The organism is Chitinimonas koreensis (assembly GCF_014353015.1).
Classification (GTDB): domain Bacteria; phylum Pseudomonadota; class Gammaproteobacteria; order Burkholderiales; family Chitinimonadaceae; genus Chitinimonas; species Chitinimonas koreensis.
The window spans coordinates 2,708,999-2,720,341 of sequence record NZ_CP060704.1 but is presented as its reverse complement, the minus strand read 5'-3'; the positions used below and the strand labels follow the sequence as shown (position 1 = coordinate 2,720,341).

6 protein-coding genes and 1 pseudogene are annotated in these 11,343 nt (G+C 68.6%); 1 reads left to right on the top strand and 6 read right to left on the bottom strand.

The window, feature by feature from the left end:
* Positions 1–4: 4 nt before the first annotated feature.
* The 6 genes from H9L41_RS11435 to H9L41_RS26150 all read right to left on the bottom strand — a co-directional run bounded on the left by H9L41_RS11435 (position 5) and on the right by H9L41_RS26150 (position 9,008).
* Entirely contained in the window at positions 5–1,162 is a 1,158-nt protein-coding gene (locus H9L41_RS11435; protein WP_187523843.1) for a hybrid sensor histidine kinase/response regulator, read from the bottom strand.
* The gene (locus H9L41_RS11430) at positions 1,126–1,632 is read right to left on the bottom strand and encodes a response regulator (RefSeq protein ID WP_187523842.1); all 507 of its coding nucleotides are present in this window, start codon (positions 1,630–1,632) and stop codon (positions 1,126–1,128) included. Before H9L41_RS11430 ends, H9L41_RS11435 begins: the two co-directional genes overlap by 37 nt.
* A gap of 198 nt (positions 1,633–1,830) precedes the next feature.
* Positions 1,831–2,958 carry a GGDEF domain-containing protein gene (locus H9L41_RS11425; RefSeq protein ID WP_051319236.1) on the bottom strand — a complete coding sequence of 376 codons (1,128 nt, stop codon included), beginning with the start codon at positions 2,956–2,958 and terminating at the stop codon, positions 1,831–1,833.
* A 117-nt stretch (positions 2,959–3,075) separates the two neighbouring features.
* Positions 3,076–3,819, bottom strand: a complete 744-nt coding sequence (locus H9L41_RS11420; protein ID WP_028447158.1) for a LytR/AlgR family response regulator transcription factor — start codon at positions 3,817–3,819, stop codon at positions 3,076–3,078.
* A 426-nt stretch (positions 3,820–4,245) separates the two neighbouring features.
* The gene (locus tag H9L41_RS11415) at positions 4,246–8,082 is read right to left on the bottom strand and encodes an NAD-glutamate dehydrogenase (RefSeq protein WP_373282108.1); all 3,837 of its coding nucleotides are present in this window, start codon (positions 8,080–8,082) and stop codon (positions 4,246–4,248) included.
* A gap of 83 nt (positions 8,083–8,165) precedes the next feature.
* Positions 8,166–9,008 (bottom strand): hypothetical protein, encoded by an 843-nt coding sequence (locus H9L41_RS26150; RefSeq protein WP_373282107.1) that lies wholly within the window; start codon positions 9,006–9,008, stop codon positions 8,166–8,168.
* 431 nt (positions 9,009–9,439) lie between these two features.
* On the opposite strand from H9L41_RS26150, the pseudogene H9L41_RS11410 reads away from it, so the two are divergent.
* A pseudogene (locus tag H9L41_RS11410) lies at positions 9,440–11,256 on the top strand (ABCB family ABC transporter ATP-binding protein/permease).
* The last annotated feature ends 87 nt before the right edge of the window (positions 11,257–11,343 follow it).

Below are 11,343 nucleotides of genomic sequence, written 5' to 3'. Positions count from 1 at the left end.
GGGTTCAGGCGGCGGGCAGGGTGACGGTCAGCCGGGTCAGGTCGGCCGCGTCGTCGCAGTCGAAGCCGATGCGGCCGCCCATGGCCTCGGCCATCAATTTGGAAGAATAGGCGCCGAGTCCGCTGCCGTCGGGCTTGCCGTGGCTGACGTACTTGCCGAGGAAGCGGGGCCGGATCGCGGCCGGGATCACGCCGCGGTTCTCGATGGCGACGACGCAGTTCTGCGCGGCGCTGCGCAGGCTGATGGCGACCTTGCCGCCGGTCGGCGAGGCCTCCACCGCGTTGGCGACCAGGTTGCTGAACAGGGTGTGGCACAGCTGGCGCTCGACCCGGGCATCGAGCGCCAGCTCGGGCAGGCCGATGGTGACGCGGCGGGCGGCATGGCGATCCATCTGCTCGCGCGCCACCTGCATCAGCAGCTGGTCGAGCGCGACGGTCTCCAGCTGCGGCCGATAGGTGCCGACCTCCATGCGGTAGAGGTCCATCGACAGGTTGACCATGCCGAGCGCTTCCTTCACCGCGCCCTGCACCAGTTGCGCCAGCTCGCGCTGGTCGTCGGGCTGGGCCGGGTCGGTGCGCATCCGTTCGCTGGCCTGCAGGATGGTGCCGAGCGGGCTCTTGAGGTCGTGCCGGGTGATCCGCTCGACGTCCTCGCGCAGCCGCGCCGCCTCGCTCAGCAGTTCGTTCTGCTGGCGCAGCCCGCGCATCATGCGGGCGAGCCGCAGATGGGTGCGCAGCCGGGCCTTGAGGATGGCCGGCTCGGCCGGCTTGATCACGTAGTCGACCGCGCCGAAGTCCATGCCGCGCACCACGTCGTCCGACTGGTCGCGCGAGGACAGGAACAGCACCGGCACGTCGGCGGTGCGCGGGTTGGCCTTGAGCTGGCGGCAGACTTCGAAGCCGTCCATGTCCGGCATCATGATGTCGAGCAGCACGATGTCGGGCGGCGTGGCGAAGGCGATGTCGAGCGCCTTCTGGCCCTTGATCGCGACCTTGATCACGTAGTCGTGCTTGAGCGTCTCGGCGATCACCTCGATGCTGTTGGGCGAATCGTCGACGATCAGCACGCTCGACTGGCGCAAGTCCTCGTCCAGCGGCGCGTCGAGGCCGACCACCTGGTTGCCGGTCAGCGCCAGCGGCTGCTTGCTGCCGGGCGGCGCCACCAGCGGCGGGGCGGCCGGCGGGGCGGGGACTGCGGCCGCGCCGGGGCGGCGGTTTCGCCGGCGGCCGGCGCGGGGGCCGGGATGCGCCGGTTCACCATGCCCCAGAACTTGCTCGAGAAGGTGTTGATGGTGAACGGCTTGCACAGGTATTCGCTGGCGCCGGCCGCCAGCGCCGAGCGGATGTTCTCGCGGTTGGTCTCGGCGGTGACCAGCATGAAGGGGACGTTGCGGTAGTGCGGGTCGGCGCGCATCCATTCGAGCAGCTTGAGGCCGGTCATGCCGGGCATGTTCCAGTCCGACACCACCGCCGCGATCGCGTGGTTGCCCTGCATCACGCGCTGGGCGTCGCCGCCGCTGTTGGCCTGCACCACGTTGGGAAAGCCCATGTCGTGCAGGATGCCCACCACGGTCAGCCGCATCTGCCGGTAATCGTCCACCACCAGGATCTGATTCGAGGTATCGAAACCCATGCTTGAACACTCCAGGACGGGCGCCGCGAGGCGCCCCGTCCGCTGAATCCATCTGTCCGCCCGCGCGGGCGTATCGGCACGGCGCCAAGGCCGTGCGGCCTGCGGCACCTATAAAATATATAGACCCCGTGCCGTATGCCCGCCTCCAGCCGATCCATCCGGGCTGGCCGCTGTCGCGCCGGTGTGACAGCGCTCCGCTCAGCGCACGCGCAGCAGCGGCAGCGTGATGCGCGGCTCGGCCGCGGCATCGCCCGCCAGGCCGAGGTAGTGCTCGATCTTCATCCGGTACATCGCCTTGTCGGCCAGGTCGATCATCTCGTCGGGCGAGAAGATCGTCGTCTCGAATTCGGCCGATACGCAGTTCACCGTGCCGATCGCGGCGCTGACCGCGATCGGGCAGCCGTCGACCTGTTCCAGCCCGGCCAGCGCGGCCGAGATGCGTTCGGCCAGTTGGGCCGCGGCGGTATCGTCCTCGGCCGGCGCACGCTCGATCAGCACGGCGAATTCGTCGCCGCCGAGCCGGGCAGCCACGTCGCCGGCCTCGAGCTGGGTTTCCAGCGTGCGAGCGAAGCATTGCAGGAGGCGGTCGCCGATCAGGTGGCCGAACTGGTCGTTCACCTGCTTGAAGCCGTTGAGGTCGATCAGCAGCAGCGAGGCCGACGACTGGCCGCTCCGCGCGCGCGCCAGCGCGGCGTCGAGCCGCTCCTGCAGCAGCAGGCGGTTGGCCAGGCCGGTCAGCGCGTCGTGGGTGGCGAGCTGGCGGTAGCGCTGGTTGACCAGGCGCAGCCGCCGCGCCACGCGGTCGAGGTAGAGCGCGGTGGTGGCCAGCGCCACGATCAGCCCGGCCACCAGGAGCCCGGCGTCGAGCGGCTGGACCGGATGGGCCAGGTTGAACCACAGCGCCACGGTCGCCACCAGGCCCGACAGGCAGGCATAGGCGACCGGGTGGCGCAGCCCGGTGCCGACCAGGGCCCAGAAGTGCAGGCCGATCAGCATCACGCCGTAGTCCTGGGCGTAGTGCACGGCGAGGCCGGCGGCGAGCTGGTCCAGCACCGTGGCGCCGACCATCCGGGCGCGGGCCAGCCGGCTGCCGGGCCTGCCGCCGTGGCGCACCAGCTGCAACAGCAGCAGCGCATAGACGAAGAAGCCGCAGGCCAGCGCGGTCATCGGCCCGGCCACCGTGCGCCAGCCGTCGTCGGGCAGCAGCGCGCAATCGAGCAGCAGCAGCGCGGCCGCGATCGCCAGGCGACCCCAGGCCTGCTCGATCTCGTGCTCGAACGGGGCGTCGGCGCCGCCGGCCGCCGGTGCCGGAAAGATCGGCCCCATGCCGATCCCAAGCGGTTTGGAAGAAAATCGTTCGAACGTCATGGTGTCGGTCATCGTAGGCGGGCGGGGCTGGGTGCGGCGTTTCGGTGCCTGCCGAGCGGGCAGGGCCGGGCGGGCTTACATGTGCTTGAACAGGTGCTGGAAGGTCTGGCTGACGCTCAGCACCTCGTTGCGGTTGCGCAGGCGCACGTTGACGTGGCTGTCCTTGCGTACAACGGCATCGATATGGCGCAGGTTGACGATGGTGCTGCGGTGGATCTGCATGAAATCGTTCGGATCGAGCTCGAGCGACAGTTCCTTGATCGTCTTGCGGATCAGGCTCTCGGCGCCGACGCTGGCGACCTTGGTGTACTTGGCTTCGGCCTGGAAGTAGCAGACCTCCTCGACCGGGATCAGCTGGATCTGGCTGCCGGCCGAGGCCTGGATCCAGCGCAGGTAGCTGGTCTGGCGGCCGAGCTGGGCGATCTTCTCGAGCACTGCCTCCGGCATCGCGGCGGTCGCCTGCGCGGCGCGGCTGCGGATGCGGTCCACCGCGGTCTTGAGCCGCTCGAGCGTGAGCGGCTTGACGATGTAGTCGGTCGCGCCGAGCTCGAAGGCCTTGATCGCGTAGTGGTCGAGCGCCGTCAGGAAGATGATGTTGACTGTACCGGAAACCAATTTCGCCACTTCCATGCCGGTCAGGCCGGGCAGGTTGATGTCAAGGAACACGTAGTCCGGCCGCAGGGCCTGGATGCGCCCCAGCGCCTCGATGCCGTCGTCGCTCTCGGCGACGATCTCCAGCTCGGGCCAGAGCAGCTTGAGACTGTTTTTCAACGTGTATCGGATCAGCTGCTGGTCTTCGACGAGGATTGCGGTGGGCATGGCGGTTTCTGAAAGTGTCTTCTGGTGTTCGAGCCTGTCGATACCCCGCAAAACCACTTTCACCACGCGGAAGGGAACTCCGTCCGCTGGTGCACAGCCTCTCCATGGTCCGATCCCGGCGAATCGTCGCTGTCTTATTGGTTTTTTGCGGGTTGAATATATTGGGCAGTAAGCGGCTTCGCCAAGGGGCTTGCGACAGGCCAGGCAAGTATCCGACCAGCCAGGCTCTGCGGCGACAGGCCGGCCGGGTCGCTCTCTTTTAGGGGTTTTCCGGCGGTTTTGCCAGCCCGTCCGGCGTCGTCGGCCGGGCAAAACCGCGCTTGCACCGGTTTGTGTCACGCAAAGACAAAAAGAGCGCACCTCGCGGTGCGCTCTCTTCGTTCACGGCTGCGGCCGGGCCGCGACGCAGCCCGGGATCGCGGGCGGTCAGGCGGCCAGGCGGTTGCGGATCTCGCGCATGGCGGCCGACAGCATGGCGAGGTCGGGCGTGGCGGCACGCAGTTCCTCGAACATGCGGCCGACGTGCTCCAGCGCCGCGCCGCGCGCCTCGAGCCAGCCCTCGACGCGCTTCTTCACCGTGCCGCTGGCGGCCAGCACGCGTGCGGTCAGGCCGGCGTGCTCGCGGTACAGCTCGTCGCGCAGCGCCATGCGGGCCAGCGTCTGCCAGCGGTTGTCGCGCGGCAGGCCGTCGACCACGTCACGCAGCCAGTCGATCTGCAGCGCGCTCTCGAGCTTGAAGTAGACCTCGGCGACGTCTTCCACCGCGGTCTTGCTCTCGCGCGCCAGGCGGGCGATGTCCAGCAGCGCCAGCACGGCGTCGAGGTGCACCACGCGGGCGGCCAGGTCCGGCTGCACGCCGGCCGCGACCAGCCGCGCCCGCTCGCCGGCGAAGGCCGGCTTGTCGGCCAGCCACTGGTCGAGCTGCGGCAGCAGCGCCGGGATCTCGTCGGTCAGCTGGGCCAGCCGCTGGGCGGCGTCGGCCTCGGTCAGCTGCACGCGCAGCACCCAGCGGGCGACGCGCTCGAGCTGCTTGCGCACTTCCAGCATCAGCTCGTACTGGGTGTCGGTCGGCACCTTGTTGTCCAGCGCCTCGAGCGCGACCCACAGCCGGTCGGCCTGCATCAGCCGGCTCGCCACGCTCCAGGCGTGCACGATCTCGGCCGGGCTGGCGTTGGTCTCCTCGGCGACGCGGAACACGAAGCTGATGCCCATGCGGTTGACGCACTCGTTGGTCAGCACGGTGGCGACGATCTCGCTGCGCAGCGGATGGCTCGGCAACTGCTTCTTGAACTTCTCGGCCATCTTCACCGGGAAGTAGCTGGCCAGCAGCGCGTCCCACTCGGCCATCGCCGGCAGCGGCGAGTCGAGCAGCTGGTCGTACAGGCCGAGCTTGGCGTAGGCCAGCAGCACCGCCAGTTCCGGGCTGGTCAGGCCGCTGCCGGCGGCCTGGCGTTCCTGCAGTTGCACGTCATTGGGGAGGTACTCGATGCGGCGGCTCAGGCGGCCGGCCTTCTCCAGCGCCTGCATGAAGCGGCCATGCACGCTCAAGAGCGACTTGGCCTGCTTGAGCTCGAGACTGATCGCCGCGGTCTGCAGGTAGTTGTCGCGCAGCACCAGCTCGCCGACGTTGTCGGTCATCTCGGCCAAGAGCGCGTTGCGCTGCTTGAGCGTCATGTCGCCGCCCTGCATCAGCCGGCCCAGCAGGATCTTGATGTTGACCTCGTGGTCGGAGCAGTCCACCCCGGCCGAGTTGTCGATCGCGTCGGTGCAGATATGGCCGCCGTGCATGGCGTACTCGACCCGCCCGAGCTGGGTGAAGCCGAGGTTGCCGCCCTCGCCGATGACGCGGGCGCGGATCTCGCGGCCGTCGATGCGCAGCGCGTCGTTGCTGCGGTCGCTGGCCTCGGCGTGGCTCTGGCTGCTGGCCTTGAAGTAGGTGCCGATGCCGCCGTTGTAGAGCAGGTCGACCGGCGCCTTGAGGATGGCGCGGATCAGGTCGTTCGGCGCCAGCGCCTCGTCGGTCACGTCGAGCAGCTTGCGCACCTCGGGCGACAGCGGGATCGACTTGGCGCTGCGCGGGTAGATGCCGCCGCCCTTGGAGATGAGCTTGCGGTCGTAGTCGTCCCAGCTCGAGCGCGGCAGCGCGAACATGCGCTGGCGTTCGGCGAAGGTCTTGGCCGTGTCCGGGTTCGGGTCGAGGAAGATGTGCAGGTGGTTGAAGGCGGCCACCAGCTTGATCTGGTCGGACAGCAGCATGCCGTTGCCGAACACGTCGCCCATCAGGTCGCCGATGCCGACCACGGTGAAGGGCTGGGTCTGGGTGTCGTGGCCCATCTCGCGGAAGTGGCGCTTGACCGATTCCCAGGCGCCCTTGGCGGTGATGCCCATCTTCTTGTGGTCATAGCCGACCGAGCCGCCCGAGGCGAACGCGTCGTCGAGCCAGAAGCCGTATTCCTGCGACACGCCGTTGGCGATGTCGGAGAAGGTCGCGGTGCCCTTGTCGGCCGCCACCACCAGGTAGGGATCGTCGACGTCGCGGCGATGCACCGACTTCGGCGGCACCACCTTGCCCTCGACCAGGTTGTCGGTGAGGTCCAGGAGGCCGCGGATGAAGGTCTTGTAGCACTCGACGCCTTCAGCCTGGTAGGCCTCGCGGCCCTCGGGCGGGTTCTTCACCACGAAGCCGCCCTTGGAGCCGACCGGCACGATCACGGTGTTCTTGACCTGCTGCGCCTTGACCAGGCCGAGCACTTCGGTGCGGAAGTCTTCCTTGCGGTCGGACCAGCGCAGGCCGCCGCGGGCGACCTTGCCGAAGCGCAGGTGGATGCCCTCGACGCGCGGCGAGTAGACCCAGATCTCGAACATCGGCACCGGCTGCGGCATGTTGGGCATGCTGCGGCTGTCGAACTTGAAACTGATGTAGTCCTTGTCGGCGCCGCCGGCGGCCGGCTGGAAGTAGTTGGTGCGCAGGGTGGCGCGGATGGCGTGGAAGAAGCCCGACAGGATGCGCTCGTCGTCCAGGCTCGGCACCTGGGCCAGCGCTTCCTTGATGCGGGCGGCCAGCGCCTCGGCCTCGCCGGCGCGATCCTGCTTCGGATCGTGCAGCGCTCCGAACAGCGCGACCAGGTCGCCGGCGATGTCGCGGAAGTGGCCCAGCCGGTCGGCGATGTGGTCGAGGCTGTAATTGAGGCCGATCTGCTTGAGGTACTTGGCATAGGCGCGCAGCAGCACCACCTCGCGCCAGCCGAGGCCTGCCAGCAGGATCAGCTCGTTGAAGCGGTCGTTCTCGGCGCGGCCCTCGAAGATCGCGGCGAAGCCCTGCTGGAAGGCGGCGCGGCTGTCGTCTTCGTCCAAGAGGCCGGCCTGCGGCAGCTTGAGCGCGATGTCGGTGACCCAGGCGCGGCCGCCGTCGGCGAACTTCAGCGTGTAGGGTTGCTCCTCGATCACGCGCACGCCCATGTTCTCGAGCACCGGCAGGCTGTCGCTGAGCGCGATCGGGTCCTGGCGGAAGATCTTGAAGCGGTGCTGGGTCGGATCGGCCAGGGTGGCGTCGGTCAGCTTCATGGTCAGCCGCTGTTCGCTCAGCGCCTGCTCGATGCGCTCGATGTCGCTGACCGCGGTGCGCGCATCGTAGTCGGCGTAGTAGGCCGCGGCGAAGCTCTTGGCGTACTTGCTGACCAGCGCCATGCCGCGCTCCTCGCCGGCGTGCGCGACCATGTGGATCTGCAGGTCGTCGGCCCAGCGGCGGGTGGCCTGGGCGATCTGGTTCTCGATCTCGCGCGGGTCGTAGTCGGGCAGGGTGGAGCCGGTGCGGGTGCGCACCATGAAGTGGATGCGCGCCAGCTGCGAATCCGACAGCATCACGTTGAATTCGGCCGAAGTGCCGTCGAAGGCCTGCAGCAGGATCTGCTGCATCTTCAGCCGCACGTCGGTGTTGTAGTTGTCGCGCGGCATGTACACCAGCGCCGAGACGTAGCGGCGGTACAGGTCCTCGCGGATGAAGGCGCGCACCCGGCTGCGTTCCTGCAGGTGGACGATGCCGAGCGCGATCTCGGCCAGCGCGCCGTCGGTGATCTCGATCAGCTCGTCGCGCGGGTAGGTCTCCAGCACGTTGAACAGCGTCTTGCCCTTGTGGCTGCTGGCGGCGTAGCGGCTGCTCTCCATCACCGCGTCGATCTTGCGGCGCAGGACCGGGATCTGGTGCGGCGGGGTGTTGTAGGCCTTGGCGGTGTAGAGGCCGAGGAAGCGGCGCTCGCCGACCACGTTGCCCTTGGCGTCGTAGCGCTTGAGGCCGACGCAGTCGAGGTAGGCGCCGCGGTGGATGGTCGAGCGCGAGTTGGTCTTGGTCAGCAGCAGCGGGTCTTGTCGCGCGCCAGCGCGCGGATCTCGGCCGGCAGGGCGGCGAAGCTGGCGGAATGGGCGCCGCGCGCCTCGCCGCGCAGGAGACCCAGGCCCGAACCCTTGACGATGGCCAGTTGCACGCCGTCCTTGCCATCGGTCAGGTCGTAGTCGCGGAAGCCGAGGAACACGAAGTGGTCGTCCTGCAGCCAGTCGAGGTAGGCCAGGCTCTCGTCCCACTCGGCCTTGGCGGTGACCGGCTTGCGCTTGGCGAGCTCGGCGCGCACTTCCTCGAGCCGCTTGGCCATGGCGTCGAAGTCCTCGACGCAGTCGCCGAGCTGGCCCAGCACGCGCAGCAGTTCGGCCTTGATCTCGTCGAGCCGCGCCTTGTCGCTGACGCGGTCGATCTCCAGGTGCATCCACGATTCGGGCTTGCCGCCCTCGATGCCGCCGAGCTTGCCGGCCGCCGTGCGGGTCACTTCGAGCACCGGGTGCACGATCAGGTGGATCGCGTAGCCCAGCCGGTTAAGCGCGAGGCTGACGGTGTCGACCAGGAAGGGCTTGTCGTCGTTGCACAGCTCGATGACGGTATGGCTCGATTGCCAGCGGTGGTCGTCGAAGCTCGGGTTGTAGACCCGCACCAGCGCTTCGCCCGGCTTGCGGGTCGCGGCCAGCTTGAGGTGGGCGAGCACGGCGCCGTACCAGTCCTGGGCATCGCGGGTGGCCAGGTCGTGAGCGTCGGTATCGGCGTAGTAGGCGTCGATCAGCTCGGGCAGCCTGACCGGTCCGGCCTCGCGCGCATCGGCTTGGCGCTGGATGTCGGCGACGAGGCTGGCGTGGAAGGTTTGCATCTTGGGTTGTCTCCTGGAGTCGGCTGCGGCCGCCTTGATAAGGCGGTCCGGCAGGTGGCGGTCGACCCGGGCTCCACGTCCGGGTACGACGAAAGCGGGCGCATTGTAGCGCTCCGGCGCGCGCTACCAATATTGGGGGATGCGACACTTTGTTATAGCCGCGGTCCGGCATGCGGCAACGCGGGCGATTCGACCAGCCTGCCGCGCCTTGGTGCCGCCGGGAATCGGGGCGGCGACCGCGCCTACTCCTTGTCGTCGCGCTTCTCGTCGTCGCGCTTCTTGCGCGGCAGGGTCCACCAGACGATGAACACCAGGATCAGGCCGGCGATGCCGGCCTCGAGCAGCAACCATTCCATATTCGTTCCGTGGCCTTGATATTGGGCTGAGAGCCGCCATCATAGCGGGATCCCCGCTCCCGGCCGCTCCCGACCATGTCCCACGCTTCCTCACCGGCCGCCGCGCCGGTTTCCGCCGCCCGCAAGCCGCGCGGCGACTGGCAGACCCTGCGTACGCTGTTCCCCTACCTGTGGCGCTACAAGGGCCGGGTGCTGGCCGCGCTGGCCTGCCTCGCGCTGGCCAAGCTGGCCAACGTCTCGGTGCCGCTCTTGCTCAAGCACGTGGTCGATGCGCTGGCGGGCAGCGGCCAGGCGCTGCTGGCGGTGCCGGTCGGGATGATCGTCGGCTACGGCCTGCTGCGGCTGTCCAGCACGGCGTTCGGCGAGCTGCGCGACGCGATCTTCGCCAAGGTGGCGCAGGGCGCCATGCGCCGCGTCGCGCTCGAGACCTTCGAGCACCTGCACCGGCTCAGCCTGCGCTTCCATCTCGACCGCCAGACCGGCGGGGTGACGCGCGACGTCGAGCGCGGCACGCGCGGCATCGGCTCGCTGCTGACCTTCATGCTGTTCAACATCCTGCCGACCATCCTCGAGATCGGCCTGGTGATCGGCATCCTGGTCACGCTATACGACTGGCGCTTCGCGGTGGTCACGCTCGGCACCATCGCCGCCTACGTCGCCTTCACCGTGGTGGTCACCGACTGGCGCACCAAGACCCGCCGGGCGATGAACGAGCTCGATTCCAAGGCCAACGTGCGCGCGGTCGATTCGCTGCTCAACTACGAGACCGTGAAGTACTTCGGCAACGAGCGCTACGAGGCGCAGCGCTACGACGAGGCGATGCGGCGCTGGGAAGACGCCGCGGTGCGCAACGAGATCTCGATCGGCCTCTTGAACAGCGGCCAGAGCGCGATCATCGCGGTCGGCGTCACGCTGCTGGTCTGGCTGGCGGCGGACGGCGTGGTGCGCGGCAGCATGACGCTGGGCGACCTGGTGGCGGTCAATGCCTTCCTGATCCAGCTCTACGCGCCGCTGAACTTCCTCGGCATGGCCTACCGCGAGATCAAGCAGGCGCTGACCGACATGGAACGCATGTTCGGCCTCCTGCACGAGCATGCCGAGGTGCAGGACGCGCCGGACGCGCGCACGCTGGACACCCGCGCCGCGACGGTGCGCTTCGAGCACGTCGAGTTCGGCTACGACGCCAAGCGGCGCATCCTCGACGGCGTCGACTTCACCATCCCGGCCGGCCGCACGGTCGCGGTGGTCGGCCATTCGGGCGCCGGCAAGAGCACGCTGTCGCGGCTACTGTTCCGCTTCTACGATGTCGGCGGCGGCCGCATCAGCGTGAACGGCCACGACCTGCGCGAGCTGAGCCAGGCCAGCCTGCGCGCCCATATCGGCATCGTTCCGCAGGACACCGTGCTGTTCAACGACAGCATCTACTACAACATCGCCTACGGCCGGCCCGAGGCGAGCCGCGGGGAGATCGTCGAGGCGGCGCGCTCGGCCCATATCCTCGACTTCATCGAGCGCCTGCCGGACGGCTGGGACACCCAGGTCGGCGAGCGCGGCCTCAAGCTGTCGGGGGCGAGAAGCAGCGCGTGGCGATCGCCCGCACCATCCTGAAGAACCCGCCGATCCTGATCTTCGACGAAGCCACCTCGGCGCTCGATTCCAAGACCGAGAAAGCGATCCAGGCCGAGCTATCCGGCATCGCCGCCGACCGCACCACGCTGATCATCGCCCACCGGCTGTCGACGGTGGTCGACGCCGACGAGATCCTGGTGATGGAGCAGGGCAGGGTGATCGAGCGCGGCAGCCATCGCGCGCTGCTGGCGCAGGGCGGCCATTACGCGCGGATGTGGGCCTTGCAGCAGAGCGAGGCGGCGCGGGAGGCGGAGGCGGCCTGAAACTGACGCGGAGGTTTGGGCGGGTACGTTCCGCAAGCGCTCGCCCAAGATGGAAGCGAGGCGATGGGTCGGAGAAGAATTCCTTGT